The 24,003-nt window shown below is 47.6% G+C and carries 18 protein-coding genes; 15 read left to right on the top strand and 3 right to left on the bottom strand.

The window, feature by feature from the left end:
- Positions 1–63: 63 nt before the first annotated feature.
- The 7 genes from MKY73_RS00935 to MKY73_RS00965 all read left to right on the top strand — a co-directional run bounded on the left by MKY73_RS00935 (position 64) and on the right by MKY73_RS00965 (position 10,433).
- Positions 64–1,347 (top strand): vWA domain-containing protein, encoded by a 1,284-nt coding sequence (locus MKY73_RS00935; protein ID WP_339305205.1) that lies wholly within the window; start codon positions 64–66, stop codon positions 1,345–1,347.
- Between the two features lie 19 nt (positions 1,348–1,366).
- The gene (locus MKY73_RS00940) at positions 1,367–2,014 is read left to right on the top strand and encodes a beta-mannanase (RefSeq protein ID WP_339305207.1); all 648 of its coding nucleotides are present in this window, start codon (positions 1,367–1,369) and stop codon (positions 2,012–2,014) included.
- A gap of 89 nt (positions 2,015–2,103) precedes the next feature.
- Positions 2,104–3,363, top strand: coding sequence for a hypothetical protein (locus MKY73_RS00945; RefSeq protein ID WP_339238341.1), 1,260 nt, complete (start codon positions 2,104–2,106; stop codon positions 3,361–3,363).
- A complete protein-coding gene (locus MKY73_RS00950) occupies positions 3,360–6,623 on the top strand; it encodes a hypothetical protein (protein WP_339305209.1) in 3,264 nt (1,087 codons plus the stop codon). Before MKY73_RS00945 ends, MKY73_RS00950 begins: the two co-directional genes overlap by 4 nt.
- Before the next feature lie 488 nt (positions 6,624–7,111).
- On the top strand, positions 7,112–7,996 hold the full coding sequence (locus MKY73_RS00955) for an ABC transporter ATP-binding protein (RefSeq protein WP_339305211.1): 885 nt from the start codon (positions 7,112–7,114) through the stop codon (positions 7,994–7,996).
- Positions 7,997–8,235: 239 nt separating this feature from the next.
- Positions 8,236–8,715 carry a glutathione peroxidase gene (locus tag MKY73_RS00960; protein ID WP_339305213.1) on the top strand — a complete coding sequence of 160 codons (480 nt, stop codon included), beginning with the start codon at positions 8,236–8,238 and terminating at the stop codon, positions 8,713–8,715.
- A 356-nt stretch (positions 8,716–9,071) separates the two neighbouring features.
- On the top strand, positions 9,072–10,433 hold the full coding sequence (locus MKY73_RS00965; protein WP_339305215.1) for an FAD-dependent oxidoreductase: 1,362 nt from the start codon (positions 9,072–9,074) through the stop codon (positions 10,431–10,433).
- A gap of 151 nt (positions 10,434–10,584) precedes the next feature.
- Here the strand turns inward: MKY73_RS00965 and MKY73_RS00970 are convergent, their stop codons facing one another.
- The 3 genes from MKY73_RS00970 to MKY73_RS00980 form a co-directional block, all read right to left on the bottom strand.
- The gene (locus MKY73_RS00970) at positions 10,585–11,070 is read right to left on the bottom strand and encodes a hypothetical protein (RefSeq protein WP_339305216.1); all 486 of its coding nucleotides are present in this window, start codon (positions 11,068–11,070) and stop codon (positions 10,585–10,587) included.
- Positions 11,071–11,400: 330 nt separating this feature from the next.
- Entirely contained in the window at positions 11,401–11,640 is a 240-nt protein-coding gene (locus MKY73_RS00975) for a hypothetical protein (RefSeq protein WP_339305218.1), read from the bottom strand.
- Between the two features lie 50 nt (positions 11,641–11,690).
- On the bottom strand, positions 11,691–12,092 hold the full coding sequence (locus MKY73_RS00980; RefSeq protein ID WP_339305220.1) for a hypothetical protein: 402 nt from the start codon (positions 12,090–12,092) through the stop codon (positions 11,691–11,693).
- Between the two features lie 371 nt (positions 12,093–12,463).
- On the opposite strand from MKY73_RS00980, the gene MKY73_RS00985 reads away from it, so the two are divergent.
- From MKY73_RS00985 to MKY73_RS01020, 8 genes are all read left to right on the top strand, one after another.
- A complete protein-coding gene (locus tag MKY73_RS00985) occupies positions 12,464–13,315 on the top strand; it encodes a formate/nitrite transporter family protein (RefSeq protein WP_339305221.1) in 852 nt (283 codons plus the stop codon).
- 438 nt (positions 13,316–13,753) lie between these two features.
- Positions 13,754–15,817 carry a molybdopterin oxidoreductase family protein gene (locus MKY73_RS00990; RefSeq protein ID WP_339305223.1) on the top strand — a complete coding sequence of 688 codons (2,064 nt, stop codon included), beginning with the start codon at positions 13,754–13,756 and terminating at the stop codon, positions 15,815–15,817.
- A 184-nt stretch (positions 15,818–16,001) separates the two neighbouring features.
- Positions 16,002–17,225, top strand: a complete 1,224-nt coding sequence (locus tag MKY73_RS00995) for an MFS transporter (protein ID WP_339308453.1) — start codon at positions 16,002–16,004, stop codon at positions 17,223–17,225.
- 202 nt (positions 17,226–17,427) lie between these two features.
- Positions 17,428–18,342: a class I SAM-dependent methyltransferase gene (locus MKY73_RS01000; RefSeq protein WP_339305224.1), complete on the top strand. Its 915-nt coding sequence runs from the start codon at positions 17,428–17,430 to the stop codon at positions 18,340–18,342.
- 272 nt (positions 18,343–18,614) lie between these two features.
- Positions 18,615–20,162: a response regulator gene (locus tag MKY73_RS01005; protein ID WP_339305225.1), complete on the top strand. Its 1,548-nt coding sequence runs from the start codon at positions 18,615–18,617 to the stop codon at positions 20,160–20,162.
- A gap of 237 nt (positions 20,163–20,399) precedes the next feature.
- A complete protein-coding gene (locus tag MKY73_RS01010; RefSeq protein ID WP_339238325.1) occupies positions 20,400–21,365 on the top strand; it encodes an ABC transporter permease subunit in 966 nt (321 codons plus the stop codon).
- A 15-nt stretch (positions 21,366–21,380) separates the two neighbouring features.
- Positions 21,381–22,250: a carbohydrate ABC transporter permease gene (locus MKY73_RS01015; RefSeq protein WP_105600198.1), complete on the top strand. Its 870-nt coding sequence runs from the start codon at positions 21,381–21,383 to the stop codon at positions 22,248–22,250.
- Positions 22,251–22,277: 27 nt separating this feature from the next.
- Positions 22,278–23,927, top strand: coding sequence for an ABC transporter substrate-binding protein (locus MKY73_RS01020; RefSeq protein ID WP_339305226.1), 1,650 nt, complete (start codon positions 22,278–22,280; stop codon positions 23,925–23,927).
- The last annotated feature ends 76 nt before the right edge of the window (positions 23,928–24,003 follow it).

Below are 24,003 nucleotides of genomic sequence, written 5' to 3' on the forward strand. Positions count from 1 at the left end.
CCTGCTACAATGTTGTATTAACTCAGCCTGTTTAGGGCTGGTATGGAAAGGATGCATTTAGACATGCAGCGAAAAATCAATCTTCTCCTGGTCCTGTTCAGCCTGATTGGCGGGGCAGTGGGCTTTGCGGCAGGAGAAATCATGCTGCGTCAATGGCTTGGGGAGATGCCACGTCTGTTGCTGATGGGCTTATACTTTGGCGTACTGGCGCTCAGTGTAGGATTGTTCTGTTTGATCGCAGAGATGATCTCGCCCAAGTTGAATGGCGCTTCATGGAAGCTCCGGTATCTGGGACTGTCGTGGAAATTGCTTGTTCCGGCAACGCTGGCTCTGTTGTTTGTTGTTGGACTCGCGCTGCAATTGCTGTATCAGATCAATCCGGGCGGTGTGAAGCAAGTGAAGGACATCGTACTGATGATCGATAACTCGGGCAGCATGAGCGAGACAGATCCGGATAACGGACGCTTTGAAGCAGCCAAGACACTGATCAGCCAAATGGAGAGTGACAAACAGGTAGCGGTCATTACGTTTGATGACCAGCCGCAGTTGTTACAGCCGTTTATTGCGTTGGATAGTGACGCGGCCAAGAATGAGGTTTATGGCAAAATCGATGGCATTGTCACGACTTCGGGCGGTACCAATTTTGATGCCGTGCTGCGGGAAGGCATGGAACAGATTCAGGGCAAGCAGGACCCGAAACGCGGTACGGTTGTCATCTTGTTATCCGATGGCTTCAGTGAAGCGGACACGGCCGATATTTTGTCCCAATATGCGAGTGAACAGATATCGATCAATACGGTCGGCCTCAGCCTGGTGGACCCATCAGGAACGGACCTGCTGCGTAATATTGCCCAGCAAACAGGTGGCATGTATTATGATGTACCGGATTCCGGTGGTCTGAATCTGGCATTCCAGCAGATCTACGATACGATTGATGAACGGACGCTGGTGACGGAGCGTACAGGCATGATGGAGCATAGCGTTTATCTGGCGATTTTCCGTGTGGCAGCCTTGCTGCTGATTGGAGTAGCACTGGGTGTATCCCTCGGACTCGTATTCGATAATCGTCATCTCGCGCTCAGCTTTGGTATTGGCGGTGCGGTGTCGGGTCTCTTGGCAGGACTGCTGTTGGAATGGGGACTCGACGGTTCGAACGTGGGGGATACTTTCGTGCGACTTGGTGCGATGCTCATCTTATCTGGCGTATTGACCCTCTTCTCCTGGATTGTTCCGATCAAGGAGAACACGCCGCGGAAGAGCAGGGGACGCCGTGAAGCTGGCGGCGGAACTTCTTCAGCTGAAGGATTCGGTCAGAGAGCAAGAGATTCACGCAGCAAAGGATTCTAACGTCGGGAGGTCAATGGAAATGCGATTTACGGATGCTGACCCTTCGACACCCTTGATTCGAAAACTGACACTTGCGGTGGACGAAGGGCGTTGTACACTTCGCTGGCTCTGGCCGGAACGGGTTGAAGCTGTGTATGTGGAACGGCTGGAGCTGGATATGATGAGCGATGATCGTACCGGGGAAGAGCCTGCACAGGGCAAGCTGAAGCTGTACACAAGAGAGGAATATAAGTCGAGCAACGGTTACACGGATCGGATCACGGGTTTTGGTGCCATCAAGTACACAGTGTATGTGTGTCAGATGCAGGAAGACGGGCCTGTGCTGATCCGTCAACGAGATGAAGACAATATGGTGATTGCAAGCGCTGGGAAGGCGGACATCCGCTTCTCCATTCGCTACAAGAGCGGTTTTTTTCAGAAACGAAAAAGTGTATTGATCACCGTCACAGCGGAGGTGCCTGTTCCGAAGGAAGCCCTCTGTTATGTTCGCAAGCAGGGCGGGGTGCCGCTGAATAAGGAAGATGGTACGGTGTATCCTTTTGTGAGTGATTTTGCTCCCGGAAGAAATGAGATGCCGCCCGTTGAAGTCGCCAAGGATGATTATGTGCGATTATTCTTCACGGACGGACCGAAGTATGGAGCCGCCTATCGGCTTATATCAGACTAGATCGTTGGACTAGCGATTGGAAGGTTAATCTGTCATCGTAGTGGGAGTGTAAAACATCTTAGTCTGACTGATCAGGGAGGGGAGTGGCTATGAGCTTTTTTAGTCGGTTTTTGAAGAGACAACAGCCGGAGGAACGCCCGCTATTTTACGATATTGTCTGTCCTTATTGTTTCAGCAAGTTTTCACCGGAAGAGGTAGTGTTCCGCGCCGCCCATCACCGCGATGATGATGAGGACTACGCACTCGGGGAAGATGCGAAGTTGAATCGGTATCGCGAACGATTCGGACTCGACACGGTATTTGATATGGAGGCCGTATTGGCTCCGCATGATGTACCGGAGGAACATCGGATTTATTCCGATAATATCGTGATGGGTCTGAACGATCGGTACGGTGTCGTTACACGTCGCCGTTTGTGCCCGCAGTGTCATAACGAGCTACCTGTTACGGCAGGTAAAGCACCCAGCAATATCATTTCCATTATCGGTGCATCCCAAGTGGGAAAATCCGTCTACATGACTTCATTAATTCATACATTGCAGCATTATACAGCGGATCATTTTGACGCGGCTTGCATGCCTCTGAATGCGGAGATCAGCCGCCGGTTCCGTGCGGATTATGAAGAACCGTTGTTCGAACGGGGCGATCTGCTGGATTCCACGCAGAAGGAGAAGCTGCAGGAGCCGTTTATCTTCCAATTTGTATTCAAGGACGAAGATAAGGCACCGCTGACCCTGGTGTTCTTTGACGTTGCGGGTGAAGGTATGGTGGAGCAGGATTATCTCGGACTTCACGGGCAGCACATCAAGAATTCGGCAGGTATCCTGTTCATGGTGGACCCGCTTCAGATTCGTTCGATTCGGGACAAAATCCGCATTAACCTCGGCAACGAGCCGGGCGAGTGGACTCCGCGATATGATGAGCCGCGTGACGTGGTGCTCACGATGTTTGGAGATTTTATCGCGTATCAGGACAAAGCCAAGACGAATATTCCAACAGCCGTGGTACTCACGAAAAGCGACATGCTGCATTCCCTCAAGGATGAAGAGGGGGATTATATCAAATCTAACAGTAACGTCTTTCGCAACATGGTGCACCGCGATTATTTCGACTTAACTGAGTTCGAGAATATCGACGGAGAGATCCGCCGTTTTATCGAGAAGGTGGATCGTCCGTTCAAGGGCACGATGGATGTGTACTTCAAGGATACAGCCTATTTCGCCGTATCTGCGCTGGGCAGCAATCCGGTGGATATGAAATTGCAGGGTGTGGTTAGCCCGATCCGCGTGGATGAACCTTTCCTGTGGCTGTTGTACAAGCTGAAGTACATTGAGGGGAGAGTGGGATGATGCGTTCTTCCGTAACCCCGCCCATTGAACAACAGTTGTATACCCGAGAGCGGCGCGGGGTGTTTCGCACAACAGAGGGGTTTGATACGATTGCGGCATCGCCGGGACTGGACCCTTCTTTTATCAAAAAAGTGCTTCACCCCTACTGTGTCTATGACGCTCCAGCAGAGCTAACAGGCCGTAGCGAGAAGGACGAGACGAAGTTTCCGGCCTCCATTCATCTGCTTCATCTGGAGAGTGGAGAGACGATCCTTGGGCAAAATGTGTACCAGTCTGCGGATTTCACGGGGCTGCGCAGTGCCTTTTTTGCTCATAACTACGTCTTGTCTCCCGAGCGCTCGGAAGAGCAGATGAAGCAAGGCGGCTGGCTGGATGCCATGTTCGCCACGTCCTATGACATCGAACAAGGTACAGTACTGCCTACGCTTGCTGAATTGCCTACATCACTTGGAAGTGGACAGGGCGCGGCAAGAGATGCAGCTGCTGGACAAGAAGGATGGGCTCAGCCTGGTGCCAGTCTGAGTGCAGATTTATCGCCAAACCAGATGCTGAACGCCTTGAAGATGAACGAAGTGCTGTTCAAGCGACTGCTTTACGCGGTAATGCAGTCTGTAGCGACACGCAGAAAAGTATACATTGCACTGGACCTTCCCGCAGAAGAAGTGACCGCAGGGGCCAAAGGATTGCTGCGTTTGCTGTACACAGCGTTACCATACGCATTCCGGCGGCAGTTGGGATTCATGACGTTTGCCAAGGAGCCGCAGGCCAAGAAGGGCATCCATATCCAATTTGTAGAGCGGGGGACGTTACGTCCCAAAGACCGAAATACGGAGAAGGACTTCACCTTTGATATGGTATCCGGCAGAGTGACGCATGCGGATGCATCTGTGGCGAAGTTACCTTATGCGGAATTCGCCTGGGCCTTATTGCAGGAACCCGGTGCTGCGGATGCGTTCTACACATTTGCAGACGAGATGTTGTCTGGCATGGAACCTGGACGGGAGCTTTCCATCGAAGCCTATGGCGAACTCGCGGTGTTCTACGGTCTTGAACAAGGCAGGGAAGATCTATACTTGGATAACAAAAGTCATGTCCTGAGTGGTTTGTTGACCTATCTGAAGCCGGAAGGTGGAACACGGCAGCGTTCGCGTCTGAACGAACTGTTCCTGACCTTGCTCAGCCGGGAACTGGACAGCGTGAAGCGTGAGAACGTACCCGAAGAAGCGGTTGCTGCTTGCATTGGAGAATACTTCCGTGTTGCCGCGCCTGTGGTGCAATCCTGGATAGTGGACTATTTCATATACGGTGTCAATAATGCCCGAGCCCAGAAGCGTATGCGTGCGGTGCAGGAATTGTATGCTGTGTTGGATCGGGATACCCATCTGAATCGGGCTTTCTTTGATAAAGTGCTGGCCAATGAATCGCTCACCAAGTTATTGTTCGATCCTTATCTGGACAATCAGCTGAAACGCACCGAATCGGCAGGGAACGTCGTCGAAGTGATCCGAAGATGGGTTACAGCTCATCCGTCTGCGATTCATTACAACTACTTGCTGGAGCGGACAACCAGTGAGCTGCGTGAACGGTTATGTTCTGCACCGAGTCCGGTGCAATCCGCGAATGAAGCACTCCAGCGCGTTAGCATACTGGATCAGGTACCAGCTGAAGGTATGTATGATAAAGGTATTACGGCACGGATTGGTCAGTCTGAATCTACAGCCCGCCCTAATCGAAAAGGAGCACCTCTGTCTGTCAGTCAAGATCCGGCATATCAGGAGGAGTTAACCCGCCTGGCAGACAAGCTTGCTTATGTCATTAACCTGTTTATGATTCAGGATTTGGATCTGGAACGGGTTAACCGTGAGCAGCTACTCAGCATCGATATATTGCAACATGGCAATGAGGTTCGGGATTGGGCAGCACGTCAGGGCGCTGATGTATCTGCTCGAACGAACATGATGCTGGCTGCGAGAGCGTGGCTTAGTGGCGAGGGAAATGAAGATGAGGCATTGGAGGCACTTTCCCTCCCGGAACGCAATGATCTTCAACGCTGGACACGTCGCTGGCTTGCTGTGGAGCTCCAAGCGCATCCGGGGATCGCGGCCTATGAAGCGTTGCCGATGGCTTTTTATCGGGGAGGAAGCGGTAGCAACCGACTGGATTATCCTGGCCTGATTGAGTTCGTCCGCACCAATGCAAGTCGGGTTGAAGGGCTGTATCCATTTTTCGAATGGTCAGGAGATCAACGTATGTTTGTTCGGGGTTCCAATACGCATAAAGGATATGCGGATGCCCTTGTGGCCTATTTCAAGGCCCATGACCGTGAAGCTTTCAAGTCGAAGTCGGCTTTCAAACCGTATTATGCGAGAGCGAACAAGGCAATGAAGCCAGTCTATGACCGTGCCAAGACAGAATTGTCATCCACATTGATGAGGATGCTAACAGGCAAAAGGAAGAATCTGTTTGGATTGCTCCTCTTGATCCTGGTTCTGGGTATTGCTGGCGGTACATATGCATGGATGAAAGATTCTGTAGAGCCGCCAGCGGCATCTCCCCCATCTACCCAGGAGCCTGCCATACCGGCTGAACCCGAGGTACAACTCGCGGAGCAGATTGCTTATATAATTCCTCCCAGTGAACAGGAGGGTACCCAATCACCTGCTCAACTGGTGATCCGTTTCAGAAACGATACGGAAAGCACGGAGTTTGAGCAAGGCAAACTCCAATTGACAATGAAAGATGGCAGTACCCAGGAGCTGGATACCTCAGGCAAGTGGGAAAGCTTTAATCGAAATGAAGAGCCGGATACCCAAGAGCCTTCTGATGGTAGTTCAGGAAGTACTTCCGAAGGAAGCACGGATGGGTCGTCAGCGGGAACCGCTGGGAACAACGAGCAGGCGGAGGATGGCGATCAGCAGGCAGACCCATCAACATCGGGTGATAACACTTCAGATCCTGCTAATGATACAACAACGGATACAGGGACGAATGCATCGTCTAATACTGCGAGTGGAGGCACGGATCAAGGCACCGATGCAGATCAAGCTACTACAGGTTCGACATCACCTGACACATCCGTATCCAATGAAGAGGATGCGACCAGTCCTGCACAGATGTCTATTGGGGATGCAGATCGTCTCTATCCGTATGGATTGCAGATTGATCTTCCAGCAGATCTTGATACTGAGAGTATTGCCAGTGTGCAGAGTACGCTGGGCGGGATGACCGTCATCCAATTGATGCCGCAGCCGAAGCTGTAAGTTATTTTATTTGGCCCTGTTGCATAGATTCATTGAGTACCTTTTGATCAAATATTGAAATATGCTGACTTCATATCTTAGTAAATGAGTGTATGTGGGATGACCTTGAACTTTAGATTTCAAGGTCATCTTTTTTTATCCGCACCCCAGATGCAGCAATCGCACGACAAAAAAATGATACATTCACAATTCGGACACAAAATCAATGATTCAAGTGCCTGGGAGATAAGCAGAAGTGATGAAATGCGCGTGATGAATGAGAAAAGCTCTCATATGTAAACGTAACGTACCACTACAATTTGCTTAAAAAGATCCAAATTAAGCTTGGATCAAGCAGAAGATTTGCATTTTCATGTTGACAAATGATAATGATTATCAGTATCTTTAGTGTAGAAGATATTTGCGTCGGAAATACACAGAATTATAATTTCGTTTTCGTTGTCATAGCCGGATTACATAATCGGGATAAATGAGAGAGGGATGATCGCATGTTTCGTCTGGAGACGACCAAGCTGGATATCGCTTATGAGGAAAGACTAATTGTAGAGGATCTGAATATTCAGATTCCCCAAGGAAAAATTACAGCACTTGTTGGAGCCAATGGATCAGGGAAGTCAACCATCCTGAAAACGATGGCACGTATTATGTCACCAAAAGCAGGTAATGTATTACTCGACGGGAAGTCCATCCATAAACAATCCACGCGTGAAGTTGCCAAGCAACTTGCGATTTTGCCACAGAATCCAACCGCTCCTGAAGGACTTACCGTTACTGAACTGGTATCGTATGGTCGATTTCCTTATCAAAAAGGATTTGGCTCCATGCGGGCGGAAGACAAACGCATGATTGAATGGGCGATTGAAGTGACAGGTATGACAGAATTCCACGATCGTCCGATTGATCAACTGTCCGGTGGACAGCGCCAGCGTGCCTGGATTGCCATGGCACTTGCTCAAGAGACGGATATCCTGTTCCTGGACGAGCCAACAACGTTCCTGGATATGGCTCACCAGCTTGAAGTACTGCAACTGCTTGAGCAGCTGAATGCCACAGCTAACCGTACCATTGTTATGGTTGTACATGACTTGAATCATGCTTCCCGTTATGCACATCACATGATTGGTATCAAAAATGGTAAAGCCATTGCTCAGGGTTCACCTGTGGAAGTCATGAACTCGGATGTGCTTCGTGAAGTATTCAACATTGAAGCAGATATCGTGATTGATCCGCGTTCCGGTGTACCACTCTGCTTGCCCTACGCACTTGCAGGCGAACGCCAGCAACCGAAACAACCGGAGCAGATGGTTATGAACAGTGCAATGGTTCATGCTGGAGGACGGGCAGAACAGCGCGTTCAAGCGTTAGGAAGTTAACAAATGGGCCATATGTGGTCCTTACATTATAGAATGAAGCCGCTGTGCGCTATCGCAGGCGGCTCTTTTGCATTCATGGGGAATTTGCAACGCATGGGAGCGAAGGGGAACGTGCAGACCCGGAATTTGGTAATCACATCGGATCAGGTTTATAATAATAAGACAGGCTGTATGTTCATTGGTTATACTAACGTGCTCGGAGCAGCCCAAACCAACACTTGTCATGGGAGGAATCAGTCATGTCCGTATATTCATATCAGGCGGTAACCACCGCGAACCAGGAAGTCTCACTGGATCTGTATCAAGGTAAGGTATTGGTCATTGCCAATACAGCTAGCAAGTGTGGACTTACTCCGCAATACGGTGAATTGCAAAAACTCTATGATCGTTATCGCGATCAGGGTCTCGTTGTACTGGGGTTCCCTTGTAACCAGTTTGGAGGGCAGGAGCCAGGTACAAGTGAGGAAGCCGAGTCATTTTGCCAGATTAACTATGGTGTGAATTTCCCGGTGTTTGCCAAGGTAGATGTGAATGGTGAGGACACACATCCCCTGTTCCAATACCTGAAGGAGCAACAACCTGGCGCAGGTGAAACAAGCGACATACAATGGAACTTTACCAAGTTCCTTGTTAACCGTGAAGGTGAAGTGGTCGGTCGTGTTGAACCGAAAGAATCTCCGGAGACAATGATCGCAGATATTGAGAAATTGCTCGGTTAAACCATGATTGTTTGAGAAGCCTGTCCTTGCATGTGCAAGGGCGGGCTTCTTTGATTATTTATATCCATACTGTGTCGATACAGGGATCGCGGAAGCCATTGCATAGCATAAACCGACCCGAATCCGGGGAGAATGAAATCAATACAATGAAGGGAAGAAAGGCTTAAAGACAGGGAATGACCTCCTTCGACAAGTTTTTTTTGCTCAACCTATTGCAATGTGAAAAAGATCACATTATAATGAGTGTATAAAGTGAAATAAATCACATACACAGTCTCGAACAAGAAGTGAAATATTTCACAACCATAATAACGTTATATTCAAACTCATTTATATATTTCGAGGAGGAACTTTTAATGAAAATCGCAGTTATCGGATGTACACACGCAGGAACCGCAGCCATCGTAAATACCGCCAAATTGTACCCGGATGCTACCATCACCGTGTATGAGCGCAATGACAACATCTCCTTCCTATCTTGTGGCATTGCGCTCTACGTAGGTGGAGTTGTGAAAGATCCTGACGGCTTGTTTTATTCTTCGCCTAATCAGTTGGCAGAGCTTGGTGTTGAGACCAAGATGCTTCATGAAGTTACAACAGTTGATGCCAAAGGTCATACCCTTCAGGCTAAAAACCTGCAAACCGGGGAAGAATTTGAAGATACGTTTGACAAACTGATCGTGACCACTGGTTCATGGCCTGTCGTTCCGAAGCTTGAAGGCATTGAGATGGACAACATTTTACTTTGCAAAAACTACAATCATTCCAACACAATTATTGAAAAAGCCAAAGATGCAAAACGTGTTACCGTTGTAGGTGCCGGATATATCGGCGTTGAATTGGTGGAAGCTTTCCAGATGAATGGCAAGGAAGTTACCCTGATCGACAGTGTGGACCGGATTTTGAACAAATACCTGGATCCTGAGTTCACAGATGCAATTGAAGATACGCTGACTGGGCGTGGCATCAAGCTCGCTCTTGGTCAAACGGTACAGAAGTTTACTGGAGAGAATGGCAAAGTGACCAAGGTGATTACGTCCAAAGGAGAGTTCGAAACCGATCTGGTTATTCTGTGCATTGGTTTCCGCCCAAATACCGAGCTGCTCAAAGGCCAAGTGGATATGCTGCCAAACGGCGCAATCATCGTGGATAAATATATGCAAACCAGTCAAAAAGACGTCTTCGCTGCGGGTGACAGCTGCGCCATTCATTACAACCCGACAGGCAAAGCATCTTACATTCCACTCGCGACTAACGCTGTGCGGATGGGTACACTCGTAGCCCGTAACCTGGTTCGTCCTACGACACCGTATATGGGTACACAAGGAACATCGGGTATTAAAATTTATGAGCAAAATATCGCGGGTACGGGGATGACGGAAACGTCTGCTGCTGACGAAGGTCTGATTGTGGAGTCGGTAGTATTGGAAGACAGCTATCGTCCGGAGTTCATGCCAACGGCGGAGAAACTGTTGCTCAAAGTGGTATATGAGCAGGCTACTCGACGGATCGTTGGAGCACAGGTGATGTCCCAGGTTGATCTGACCCAATCGATTAATACAATCTCGGTCTGCATCCAAAACAACATGACCGTAGATGAGCTGGCCTTTATCGACTTCTTCTTCCAGCCACACTACAACAAACCGTGGAACTTCCTGAACACGGCGGGTCTGCAAGCACTGCCACCGGTAGATGTAAAAGCACCAGCAATGGTGTAAGGAAGAAGTAATGGTTATTACCGAATATGAAAAAAGACACACAAACAAAAGGCTGGCGAGTGATTCGCCAGCCTTTTGTTTAATTGATATTTCTAATACGTTTAGGATTATAGGATCAATGATTATTTTTCATTCTTCGAACCTATAGATTTTATAGCTCATTGGTATTTTCAGCAGATGTTCCCCAAGCTTGTCCGCTCATGAGGTCTCCACCTGCTCGATAGGAGACCTCATACTGTCCACCTCTAACGCCTTGAGGGAAATCGGTATAGCTTCTCCAATCCAAAGTGCCTCCAGCAGGAACGGAATCTTCAATATAATATTTGTCAGAAGAGATGTGTTTCATTGTTACTGTGATTGTTTTTGTTCCTGTGTTCTTGACAAAGATTTTAACATGTCCATAGCCTGCCTGAACATTAAATTTCGAGAGGGCATTAGTACCACCCAAAACCGTATTAAAAAGCGGGTCTATTGCCATTGGCGTAATGATTTGGTCAGGTTCTTCTACAGTAATCGGAGTTACGGGTTGATTAACGTTTGGAATTCTGTCCGTTTTTTGATCGAATGAAGCAGAGACGGCAGATACGGATGCGGCCAGTGACAAGGATAAGATGGATAATAAAAGAGCTTTTTTCATTTAGGGTACATCTCCTTATGTATAATGTAAATACACTATTATACTATAAATATATAAAAAAATCAATATATTACCAATATAATTCCTTTATATTCAATAAAAAATATTATTTACATTACTTATTGGAGAAAAGGATAATTACTACATCTTTAGGCTGAATATTTTGGATATTACGTCTGCATCAGCAGAGTGGAGAGTGTTGAGAGGTTAAAGAAACGGCATCAGTTTCAAGTAGGTGAAAGTTATAGATCATTTATCTCAAAAACTGACGATCAATCTCCAGCTTTTTGATGTGAATGAAGTTGCAGTTTGATATTTTGAGTACACATTTTATAGCTTATTATTGTTCTCAGCAGATGTTCCCCAAACTTGTCCGCTTATGTTGTCTCCCCCAGCACGATAGGAGACCTCAAAATTTCCGCCTCTAACGCCCTGGGGGTAATCGTTATAGCTTCCCCAATCCAAAGTGCCACCGGCAGGAATGGAATCTTCAATATATACTTTGCCAGAAGAGTGTTTCATGGTGGCGGTCATTGTTGATTTTTCAGTATTGTTGACCAAGATATTCATATGGCTATAGCCACCCCGAACATAAAAATCGGTTTTAATAGCTTGACCAGCTAACCCCGTATTAAAATTGGAGAAGTATTGTATGGAACCGAAGTTGCCGGTTGAGCAATGTTTGGAATACCATCCGTCTTTAGATCGAATGAAGCAGCTGCGGCAGATACGGATGCGGCCTGTAGCTCATTATTATTTTTAGCAGATATCCCCCAAGCTTCTCCACTCATGTTGTTTCCACTAGCACGATAAGTTATCGTGTATTTGCCGCTCTTAACTCCTTGTGGAGTATCTGTGAAGCTCCTCCAATCCAGAGTATCACCGGGAGCTATATATTTACTAATGTATTCTTCTCTTGAATCATTATGTACCATTACTGCTCTAATTGTATGTTGCCCAGAGTTGTTAATATAGACTTTGACGTGACTAAATCCTCCTGCGACATTTAAATTAGTGGACACAGTCTTCAGTCTTCCCACCCAAAGCATTCTCAAAAAGAGGGTCGGTTTTTTGATCGGATGAAGCAGAGGCGGCAGATACGGATACGGCTAGTAATAAGGACAAAATTGATAATAAAAATACTTTTTCATATATAGTAGATCTCCTTATCTGTATTGGACATACATAGTAATTGTAACATAAATGTACAAAAAATAAATATTTCTCCATTTAAATCTCTTATTTTATATCAAAAATTCAACCATGAAGAGTTCACCTCCATACTTTGTGATAAAAGTAACAAACCTGCCGATATCTTCACGTTACAATGAACTTATCAACAAAACCCATGAAATGAATTTGTTCATGAACAATGAAGGAGAGGATGAATGATATGGCAGCAAAAACACCTCTTGAGGTTGCACAATATACGGCGCAAACAGGCATGAAGAAGGCTCAATATCCGGTGTCTTCTGTATTGGTGCTTAGTTTCCTGGCAGGGGCTTTTATTGCGCTGGGTTTTCTGCTGGATATCCGGGTGATTGCATCTGCGCCGGCAGAGTGGGGGAGTCTGGTCAATCTGATTGGAGCAGCAGTGTTCCCGGTAGGATTAATCTTGGTACTCATAGGTGGTGGAGAGCTGCTGACAGGTAATATGATGGCAGTTCCACTCGCGACGATTGCACGTAAACTGTCGTTAGGCAGCATGGTGAAAAATCTAACATTAGTGACGATTGGTAACTTTGTTGGAGCTTTGTTTGTCGCGTACGCGTTTGGACATGTGCTTGGTCTGACTGGAGAGGGTGTATATCTGGCTAAAGTGGTGGATATGGCTGGTCACAAGTTGCATGACGGATTCCTGCAGGCTTTTATCTCCGGTATCGGCTGTAACTGGCTGGTCGCGTTGGCCGTGTGGCTATCTTATGCTTCGGATACGATGAGTGGCAAGGTACTGGGCATTTGGTTTCCAACGATGGCGTTTGTGGCTATTGGATTCCAGCACGTTGTGGCCAATATGTTCCTCATTCCGGCGGCAATCTTCGAAGGGCATTATTCGTGGGGACAATATGTGATGAATTTCATTCCGGTATGGCTTGGAAATCTGACTGGAGGTGCTCTGTTTGTAGCTGCAGCCTATTGGGTGGTGTACCTGCGCCAAGCTGAGCCTAAAGTGAAACCAGAGGTAGCGACGTCAATTGAACCTGTGGAGACGGAGGCTAGAGTGATGTTGAGCAAGCAGGCGTAGCGGAATAACATTACAATGCACGACCGATACTCGTGCTTCATATCACTTAGAAGTGAAGAAGATTCTGATCTTGCTCCGTTTCATGGCAAAGATGCTGTGATGGAGCAGGTCGGAGTCTTTTTTGTGGTGTCTTTGTTCGATTTTAACGCAAAATAAATTCGCCATGAAAAGGTTCGGGGGAACGAAACCTGTTCATGGCGAATTTCGGGAGTGGTCCATGATATGGCATGAGGAGGAAGTGGGGAAACACTAGCCTAATGCCTTGTTTTTAATTTACCCCTGAATTCTGAAGTTGAATCAATTGGCATAACATTTTTTTAAAAATATTTTGAATCCGCTATAGCGGTGAATATGAAGCAAAAAATACTGTTCTCTTTACGTGATAACCTCGAAGAAGATATGATATAGGGATAGCTTTTGAAGAGGGGGAGCCATACGATGATCGATCAGGAGAATGGGGTATTTGCAGCGGTATGCCCGCTCGATTGTCCAGACACTTGTGGTCTGTTACTACATAAAGAGAACGGTAAAATTGTGAAGGTGGCAGGCAATCCGGACCATCCGATAACCAAGGGTGCCATTTGTAATAAAGTTAGAAATATGACGGAGCGGGTGTATCACCCCGAGCGTCTACAATATCCGATGAGACGTGTTGGCGCAAAGGGTGAAGGCAAGTTCGAACGAATCAGTTGGGATGAAGCAATCAGGGAGATTACGACCAAGTTCACTGCATTGTCCGAGACCTACGGATCGGAGAGCATCCTGCCCTACAGCTTTTACGGTAACATGGGCATTCTCGGCGTAGACGGCATGGATCGACGTTTCTTCAATGCACTAGGTGCAAGTGTGCTGGAGCAGACGATCTGTAATGCGGCCGGAAATACGGGCTGGAAATATACGATGGGCGCTAACCATGGAACGGTGCCGGAAGATACGGAGCATGCGGATCTCATCCTGGTGTGGGGCGGCAATATCGTCAGTACAAATATGCACCAGGTCGTTTTGGCGGAGAAAGCCCGCAAGAAGGGCGCCCAGATCGTCGTAATCGACGTTCATCGCAATCGTACCGCTCAATGGGGCGACTGGTTTATTCCGCTGTACCCGGGCACAGACAGCGCACTGGCGCTGGGATTGATGCATGTGCTGTTTGAACGGGGACTGACGGATGAAGCATTTATGCAAAAGTATACAGTAGGACACGAGGCACTACGTGATCATGTCCGCAGTTACACCCCTGAACGCGTTGCGCGCATTACTGGTGTACCGGAGGAGACCATTGTGAAGCTGGCTGAACGGTATGGCAACGCAAAGGCAGCCCATATTCACATCGGCAATGGCCTCCAGCACCATGATAATGGGGGCATGAACGTGCGCAGCGTAGCTTGTCTGCCTGCCATTACAGGGCAATGGCTGAAGCAAGGCGGCGGTGCCGTGCGTACCAACAGCTACGCGAGCACGAATAGCGACGCGCTGGAACGTCCGGAACTGCGGCAGAATCCGGAGCCGCGAGTGGTGAACATGAACCGGATTGGTGAAGCGCTGCTGGAAGCGGAGCAGCCGATCCGGGCCATGATGGTCTACTGCAGCAACCCACTGGTGGTGGCACCGGATACCGAACGAGTGGAGCGAGGTTTTGCAAGGGAAGATCTGTTCACGGTTGTGCATGATCTGTTCATGACGGATACGGCAAAATATGCAGATATCTTGTTGCCGGCCACCTCTTCATTTGAAGCGACGGATCTGTATGCCTCCTATTGGCATCAGTATGTTCATCTGCAAGAGCCGGTGATTGCACCGATTGGGGAGAGCAAGAGCAATGTGGAGTTATTTTCCCTGCTTGGGCAGGCCATGGGGTACGATCCAGCCATCTTCGGAGAAACGCCGGAACAGATGATCAAGGACGCACTCCAGGATACAGGTAATCCTTACATGAATGGAGTTACGTTAGAAGGACTGAAGGAACACCGATTCGTGAAGCTGGATATGACACCACATGCTGCATTTCTGGATCAGCTGCCTACGCCTTCAGGCAAAATCGAGTTGTATTCGGAGACAATGGAACAGCGAGGGCTTCCGCCGCTCCCTACCTATAGCGCTCTGATTGAAGGATATGATGGGGAGAATCCGGCTGGACCTGCCGATACGTATCCGCTGATGTTCCTATCACCGCCGAACCATAATTTTCTGAACTCTACCTTTGGCAATTCAGCCAAACATCAGCGTTTGGAAAAGATGCCTCTATTGCAAATGCACCCTGAGGATGCTAACCGCAGAAACGTGGAGGATGGAGATGCAGTGATCGTATGGAATGATCGTGGGCGTATCGAACTTACCGCCAAAGTAAGTGAAGCCATGCTGCCGGGAACCGTCATCAGCCAAGGCTTATGGTGGGATGGTGAAGGCAAGAAGCAACGGGCAAATTCGCTGACGTCCAATCGGTTGTCGGACATGGGTAACGGGGCTACATTCTTCTCGGCCACTGTCGAAGTGAAGCGTCAATGAGTGTGCTTGCAGCGCGATTTTTTTGAGGTAAGATGAAAAAAGGACAGGATGTAGCAGGATATAAAGAGCAATACATGTAACACTTCCAAAGGCCTTCGCTCTGGCTGGTTATGCCGTCAGGGCAAAGGTTTTTTTGGTATGGGAACACGTTTTGTAGCGTATTAAGGAGAATGAACTAGAGATGATGAGATGGCTGGATACCTATCCAAAAGAAGTGAGAGTTTTTTTGCTGGCAAGTCTGGTTAACGCAACCGGTAGTGCCTTGATGTGGCCGCTCACCACCATGTATGTGTTTGATGAGCTAGGACGAACGATGGCTAACGCGGGTTTTGTAATCCTTATTCAATCCCTAGGTGGCATCTTCGGACAATTGCTTGGAGGATCACTGTACCATCGGGTGGGCGTGAAGAAGCTGATTATTGGATCACTGGCGCTGAATGCGTTAGGTTTGTTTGCGTTGCCCTGGATTAGCGCGTACTGGGTTATATTTATATGTGCCATGGGCTGGATCGGTCTGTTCAGTTCATTGTCGCTGCCAGCAATTCAGGCTTTTATCGGCTTCCGGTTTGCGGAGCGACGCGGTGAATTATTCAATATTATCTATGTAGCGAACAATATCGGGGTGGCGATTGGTACGGCGCTGAGTGGTTTTCTGGCTGACTTTTCCTATCACCTCAGCTTTGTACTGAACGGAGTGACTTCAGCCGGATTTGCGCTGTTCTTCTGGTATTATCTGTCGCGGGTTGAACCGGATCAGGGGGAAGTACATCTGACGAAACGCAAAACCGTCCCCGATGGGCCGGGCGTCTGGGCATTGCTGGGCAATACCCGGTTATATCTGTTTATGAGCTTGGGCGTGCTGTTCCTGTTATTCGGCAATTCCATCTGGAACACAGGTGTGTCACCGTACATCATCTCTGAGGGGATGGAAAAAAGAATGTACGGTCTGCTCTGGACCCTGAACGGGGTGCTGATCTTTGTAGGCCAACCTTTCACCAGTTGGGTGAAACGGACCATGGCCCGTACCTCAACGGCCCAGATGACCGCAAGTGCGGTGTTCTATGGCATGGCCTACATTGTCATGATTACCATGTACAGCTATCCGGGCATGGTGCTCGCCATGGTACTTGCCACATTTGGAGAGATGCTGATTTCTCCCGCAACCCCTGCGTTTATCTCGGAGCACGCGGGCAGGGCGGCCCCTTTTTACATCGGGATATCGGGTGGAATCGGCGCGGTTGGCCGGGTTATCGGCCCATATGCGATGGGGGTCATGTATGACAAGCAAGGACTTATTCCTGTCGCGTGGCTGGCAACGGGCACAGCGGCAATTGCGGTAATGGGTTTTGTGCTGCATGCGGTGTTGAACCGTAATCGTGAAGTGAAGGAGTATGGGATGGATACGTAACAGATCCAATCGGGTTGAACAGGATGCGGAAGAACGGGTTGAAGTGGACGGTAAATCCACTTTAATCTGTCTGCTCATCCGTAAACTACGGTTGACAAAAAAATGTATATACGGTATAATTTACATATTAAATTATACCGTATATAATAAGATTCTCCTGGCCAGGGAGAATCTTATTTTTGTTTGTACGGGAGGAATAAGTATGAAGCAAAATGAATCCAGTATCACATCATTGATTTCGACCTTTGGCCGAGCCTATCATTGCCAACATGATACACCTCTTATTTTCAATGATTTTATCGCTAGTGCCCTTATCACTCCTCAAGAGTTTTCAGATATTAGCAATAACATGGTTAAAGGCATTCATTTTTTCAACCCGGATATGGCTCACCAGCTCAAAGACGACCCGGAAAAGGTTCTAAAATGGATAACCCAGATACAATTATCTCCAATAACTCTGGCTCGAGCCGCTTACTGTGAGCATGTACTTTTGCATGAAGTGACGTTGGGATTGAAGCAGGTAGTCATTCTTGGCGCCGGAATGGATACGTTTGCTTGGAGGCATCCGGAATTGGAGGACACGCTGGATATCATTGAAGTGGATTATCCGGCTACACAGCAATTCAAGAAGGAGCGGCTGAAGCAGGCGAAGCTGACTATTCCGGATAATCTTCACTTCGTACCCATGGATTTTACGCGAGAGCTTTCAGATGACAGCTTGACTCTTGAAGGTTTGGAGAAACGAAAGACGTTGGCCAGTCTCTTGGGGGTTTCGTATTATTTGCCCAAAAATGATCTATTTAACGTGTTTCGTCATGTGTTTGCGAACCTGTCATCTGGAAGCTCTATAGTTCTGGATTATGCAGATGAACGCCTTTTTGAGGAAAAAGGGAGATTTAATCGGGTTGAAAATATGGTTAAATTGGCTGCAATGGGTGGTGAGCTCATGCAATCCGGCTATGCATATGTGGAGATGGAGGCCATGCTTGATGAAGCAGGGCTGCTTATTTATGAGCATCTCACTCCGGAGGCGATTCAGGAACAGTTTTTCCAAGATCGAATTGATCATCTAAGTGCATTTGAAACAATACATTTCATTCACGCAGTAAAAAAATAAATCGATCCGGCAAGTATGGTCACCAATATAGCCCGTATTTGCATAGTAGATGCTAACCTTCACCCTATAGCGGGGTGAGGGTTGTTTTGTCTTTACAGGGACCAGCTCCAATAGCCGGCTAGTGAATAATTTTCACGATGAGATGAGACAGGACTGTTCAGAAATCAGACTTGTTATCGTTCAATTCCATGTCATTCCATGCGCTCCCCTCTATTTGTGCATAATGCTCATATAATAGAATGGATCTGGCTAAAGGCAGGAGGCTGCATACGATGTACAAGGTTTTGTTGGTCGATGATGAATTTATGATCTCGGACGGGATCGCTAGTGTTGTGAACTGGTCGCGATTAGGAACAGAGCTGATCGGCATTGCTCAAGATGGATTGGAAGCGCTTGCTATAATCGATCGGCAGCGCCCGGATATCATCATCTCGGACATTCGCATGCCGGGAATGGATGGGTTACAGCTGGTTGAAGCTGTGGCAGAGAAGTATCAGCATATTTCATTTATCATGCTCACGGGTTTTACGGAGTTTGAATATGCGAAGACCGCCATGCAGTATGGGGTGAAGCATTATTTGCTCAAGCCCTGTAGTGAAGAACATCTCGTCGATGCTATTAGTGAATTGGTCAGTGAGAAGCAGGAGTTGACCGATCAGGAGTGTTTTGTGCAGTCTATCCAATATAATCTGGAGCGTGTACTGCCGCATGCCAAGGAATATTTCCTGAAAGAACTGGTGACCAACAGAACCTATGGGGTCAAGGAATGGAAGTATTTCGAGGAATTATTCGATGTACAGTTTCAGGATCAGCGTGTGCGATTGCTGTTGGTAGAGATTGAGGGGGATCATGAGTACTTGCATTTGTTCGCGGTCAAGAACATTGCCGAGGATATTTTTCACAATCCGATCTTAAGTACCACGGTTGGAGGTCATGTGTTATTGATGATGGAGGACAAGTTGTCTGAAACACAGTTGTTCCGTAATATCGATGAGATTCGCACCACATTTACCCGATATTATCATGATGATCTTACGATTGCCCTGAGCGAACCAGGAGATCTTCCACAGGCGCGGCAATTGTACATGCAGACGCTGGTTTACCTCAATTACCGTTTTTACCTTGGTGAGGGCAGTCTTATTATGGAGCGGGATGTCTACTCCCCCGGGGAGCGTACTCTTCCCGAATTCGAATATGATCCAGAGCGGATGGCTACTGCGATGAAGGCTGGACACTGGCAGGAAGTCGGAACAGAGCTAAACCGGATGTTTCAGATGCTTGCCAGCTTGCGATACGATATTTCTCAAACGAAGTCCTATCTTATTCAAATATTTATGGAAATGATTCGACTCAGCGGCTCTGCCGAGATGAAAAGGTATATGGATCAGCTGCCAGGTATGATTGAATCCAGCACCCTGCACTCTTTTCAACAGTTTCTGCTTGCCGTTGCCAAGGAAATCACGCTGCGCCGCTACGAACAGCACCGCTCCAGACAGTCGCAGATGGTGGGCAGTGTGAAGCAGATCGTGGAGAAGCGTTACAGGGACGAAACTCTGACGCTCCAATCCATCGCCGGAGAAATATACATGAATCCAGACTACATTGGCAAAATGTTCAAAAAAGAAACCGGTGAGAAATTTACGAACTATGTGTTAGGCTACCGCATTCGCAAAGCGTTGGAGCTTCTGGAGCAGGACGGGACCTGCACGGTATCCTCGCTTGCCGAACAGACGGGCTTTGGTGCCAACTGGCCTTATTTTAGCAAAATGTTCAAGAAATACACGGGCTTCTCCCCTTCCGAGTATAAAAAAGTACCCTAGACAGCGATGCTGTCGCTTCTACATAACGTCCTGTATATCCGAATCCACATGCGACTCACATCTGATTTATGATTACGCCCTGTGTGCCAGTCAACGGCAGCAGGGTCTTTTTTTGTCGGACGGAACTCGGTTTTGAACATGCATTTAACGGAAATGAGCATGGGAAGAAAAGCCGCTCGATTCTATCATTAGAAGTGTCAAGTGAATGAATGAACATCGAGAGTGGAGGTTGAGTGGATGGAGCTGAATCGAAGCCGGGGGATTGAACCTGGGCGTTTGAAGCCAGCTGGCAAATGGAGTTCGGTGAAAAAGGAGCTTGTACGCAACAGATACGTATATCTGATGCTCGTTCCTGTTGTAGCCTATTATCTGATTTTCAGCTATGGACCGATGTACGGGCTGCTGATGGCATTTCAGGAATCCTACAGCCCGATCAAAGGAATCTTGGCAGGCGAATGGGTCGGATTTGACAATTTCACGATGTTTTTCGAAAGTTATTATTTCTGGCGACTGATTAAGAACACGCTGATTTTGAGTTTTTACAGCATTGTGTTTGGTTTTCCAGCTCCGATTATCCTGGCCCTGTTACTGAACGAAGTTCGTAAAAAGTGGTTCAGAAGCACGGTGCAGACGATCAGTTACATGCCGCACTTCATCTCGGTTGTCGTTGTGGTTGGAATGTTGAAAACGTTCTCATCTCTGGATGGCGGACTGTTCAATGTCATTCGTGACTTTTTCGATCTGCAGCCAATCATGTTCCTGGCGGAGAAGGATATGTTCCGTCCGATGTACATTTTGTCCAACATATGGCAGGGGGCAGGGTGGGCCTCAATTATCTTTTTGGCAGCACTTAGTGGCATTGATCCACAGTTGTATGAGGCTTCCAAAATTGACGGTGCAGGCCGCTGGAGACAGCTGTTACATATTACACTGCCGGGCATCATGCCAACGATTGTGATCATGTTAATTCTGCGCATGGGGGCAGTCATGAATGCGGATTTTCAGAAAATATTGCTGATGCAAACGGCACCGACCTATGAGACATCCGATGTCATCTCCACCTTTGTTTATCGATCCGGAATTTTGGAGGGGAACTATACGTATTCAACAGCCATCGGGCTATTCAACGGTGTCATTAATTTCGCGCTGCTCATCATCGCAAATGCGATCAGCAGAAAGCTTAACTCAACCAGTCTCTGGTAATTGGAAGGTGAAGCGATGAAACAGTCTATAGGGGAACGAGTTTTTGATGTATTCAATACACTGCTGCTCTTGGTCATCATGATTTTATGCTTCTACCCGATGCTGTACGTGTTCAATTCTTCCATCAGTGATCCGGATCAGATGCTGCGTTCCCGGTCACTGATGCTCATTCCTGAAGGTTTCCAGCTGGGAGCGTACAAGTCGGTATTTCAGGATACTCGCATCTATACGGGATATATGAACACCTTGTTCTATGTTGTGGTGGGTACAGCCATCAATCTGCTCATGACTTCGCTGGCAGCCTACGGGTTATCACGCAGTGATCTGATGGGCAGAAAAACGTTGATGAAATTAATTACGTTCACGATGTTTTTTGGCGGGGGTATGATCCCGACTTTTCTGCTGATTCAGAATCTGGGCATGGTGGATACCCGTTTTGCGCTTATTATTCCGGGTGCCATCAGTACATTCTATTTTCTCATTATGAAAACAAACTTTGAGGGCATTCCGATCAGTCTGATCGAATCTGCGAAGCTTGATGGTGCCAATGACTTTCTGATTTTGTTCCGAATCGTACTGCCTTTGTCAAAGCCAATCCTGGCGGTCATGATGCTGTATTATGCAGTTGACCATTGGAATGATTATGTCGGGCCAATGCTCTATCTACGCAGTCAGGAGTTATATCCGATTCAGATTATTATGCGTGATATTCTGATCAGCAGCAGTACGGAGGCCATGGGTGCTGGCGCCGATACCGGCTTCGCCATTGGAGAGAACATCAAATATGCGACCATTATTATCTCCACGCTGCCGATTATGCTGGTATATCCGTTCATCCAACGTTATTTTGTTCAGGGCGCTCTAATCGGTGCTGTGAAACAATAAAAAATGTATCCTATGGAGGCGAATTGTGTGAAAAAAAGAATGGGGTCCATCCTGTTGTCATCATTACTTACCATGTCTTTGCTGGCGGGCTGTACGGGGGATAATGAACCAGGTAAAGCAGAGCCAGCAGAAGGAACAGAACCTGCGGTTCAGGCGTTGACCGAGATACCGCTGCCGATTACAAGTGAGCCATTTACCATTGACTACTGGCGCGCCAATGACGCCAAACTAACGGCTTCCTTGAACAACTTTGGCGATATGGCCGCTTACAAGGAAAAAGAGAAGTTGACGGGCATCCAAGTGAAGTTCACACATCCTCCGCTTGGACAACAACGTGACCAATTCAATCTGTTGATCTCCACAAAAGAGCTGCCGGACGTTATTTATTATAACTGGGCCGATGCGGTTGGCGGACCGGAAAAAATGATCAAGGACGGCCGGATCATCCGATTGAATGAATTGATCGACAGTTATGCACCGAACTTGAAGCGGATCATTGAATCCGATCCGGATGTGAAGAAGCAGATTGCACTCGACGATGGAACGATCTATATGTTCCCACTGCTGAAGCTGGATGCGTTGAAACTGAATGCCACTTCCGGTTTGATTATGCGCCAGGACTGGCTCGATAAACTGAATCTCAAGGTACCTACCAACATCGATGAGTGGTATACGGTACTCAAGGCATTCAAGGAACAGGACCCTAACGGCAATGGCAAGCCAGATGAGCTGCCATTCACCGGAAACTGGGGACCGGGCAATCTGACCAAGCTCCATGATTTTGCGGCGGCCTTTGGTGTCATTGGTGGCTTCCAGTTGAATGGAGACAAGGTGGAGTTCGGACCAATTCAGCCGGGCTACCGTGATTTCCTGGAGACCATGGCCAAGTGGTACAAGGAAGGGCTGATTGATCCCGAGATCATGACCAATGACGGCAAAGCGTTCGACTATAAGGTCACCAGCAATCTGGCAGGCGCATATCAGGGCGGTGTATTCAGTGGTATGGGGAAATACTTCAATCTGATGAGAGATACCGATCCGAACTTTAACCTAACCGGTGTACCGTGGCCCGTATCTGCGGATGGAACTTCGTATGCTACCTTTAATCTGGAGAATAAGGTCCTAAGTTATGGTGAGGCTATTACGGCTTCTGCAGACGAAGATAAATTGAAATATATTGTGCAGTGGATGGACTACAACTATAGCGAAGAGGGTAGTGATCTGTTCAACTTTGGTATCGAAAATGACAGTTATGTTCGGGAAGGAGAAGGTGTGAAATTCACAGATACCATCATTGATAATGCAAACGGTCTGACGTATGATCAGGCATTGGCTTCCTATGCCTTATCCATTATGGACGGTCCAATCAATCAGGATAGCCGTTACCTGGATGCCTTATTATTTGACGACGGACAGCGTGCAGCGAATGCGGAATGGATGAAAGCAAGCTCGGCCTTAACACTCCCACCAATTCGCTTGTCCACAGAAGAGGTAACCACAAGTACGTCCATCATGAGCCAGGTGAATACGTATTTGAATGAGACGATGACAGCCATCATTAGCGGACAGAAACCAATCACTGAATTTGACAAGATGACCGAAACCATCAAGAGCATGGACATTGAGCGGGCGATTGAGGTTCATCAGGCGGCCTATGACCGATATCAGTCCAAATAAATCGTGAGACATCGAGCGCTAAAACTTTGGGAAAACCTTCCTGTATGTGATATACCTAGTAGTATCACGTGGTTCA

Origin of the sequence: Paenibacillus sp. FSL R5-0519, assembly GCF_037974275.1 — a bacterium.
Classification (GTDB): Bacteria; Bacillota; Bacilli; order Paenibacillales; family Paenibacillaceae; genus Paenibacillus.

Excerpts from the sequence above, each read along its gene's own strand:
- MKY73_RS00935 (WP_339305205.1), top strand. The coding sequence starts at position 64 with ATGCAGCGAAAAATCAATCTTCTCCTGGTCCTGTTCAGCCTGATTGGC.
- MKY73_RS00960 (WP_339305213.1), top strand. The coding sequence starts at position 8,236 with ATGTCCGTATATTCATATCAGGCGGTAACCACCGCGAACCAGGAAGTC.
- MKY73_RS01005 (WP_339305225.1), top strand. The coding sequence starts at position 18,615 with ATGTACAAGGTTTTGTTGGTCGATGATGAATTTATGATCTCGGACGGG.
- MKY73_RS00950 (WP_339305209.1), top strand. The coding sequence starts at position 3,360 with ATGATGCGTTCTTCCGTAACCCCGCCCATTGAACAACAGTTGTATACC.
- MKY73_RS00955 (WP_339305211.1), top strand. The coding sequence starts at position 7,112 with ATGTTTCGTCTGGAGACGACCAAGCTGGATATCGCTTATGAGGAAAGA.
- MKY73_RS00995 (WP_339308453.1), top strand. The coding sequence starts at position 16,002 with ATGAGATGGCTGGATACCTATCCAAAAGAAGTGAGAGTTTTTTTGCTG.
- MKY73_RS00965 (WP_339305215.1), top strand. The coding sequence starts at position 9,072 with ATGAAAATCGCAGTTATCGGATGTACACACGCAGGAACCGCAGCCATC.
- MKY73_RS00970 (WP_339305216.1), bottom strand. The coding sequence starts at position 11,070 with ATGAAAAAAGCTCTTTTATTATCCATCTTATCCTTGTCACTGGCCGCA.
- MKY73_RS00945 (WP_339238341.1), top strand. The coding sequence starts at position 2,104 with ATGAGCTTTTTTAGTCGGTTTTTGAAGAGACAACAGCCGGAGGAACGC.
- MKY73_RS01015 (WP_105600198.1), top strand. The coding sequence starts at position 21,381 with ATGAAACAGTCTATAGGGGAACGAGTTTTTGATGTATTCAATACACTG.
- MKY73_RS00940 (WP_339305207.1), top strand. The coding sequence starts at position 1,367 with ATGCGATTTACGGATGCTGACCCTTCGACACCCTTGATTCGAAAACTG.
- MKY73_RS00975 (WP_339305218.1), bottom strand. The coding sequence starts at position 11,640 with ATGAATATCTTGGTCAACAATACTGAAAAATCAACAATGACCGCCACC.
- MKY73_RS01000 (WP_339305224.1), top strand. The coding sequence starts at position 17,428 with ATGAAGCAAAATGAATCCAGTATCACATCATTGATTTCGACCTTTGGC.
- MKY73_RS01010 (WP_339238325.1), top strand. The coding sequence starts at position 20,400 with ATGGAGCTGAATCGAAGCCGGGGGATTGAACCTGGGCGTTTGAAGCCA.
- MKY73_RS00990 (WP_339305223.1), top strand. The coding sequence starts at position 13,754 with ATGATCGATCAGGAGAATGGGGTATTTGCAGCGGTATGCCCGCTCGAT.
- MKY73_RS00985 (WP_339305221.1), top strand. The coding sequence starts at position 12,464 with ATGGCAGCAAAAACACCTCTTGAGGTTGCACAATATACGGCGCAAACA.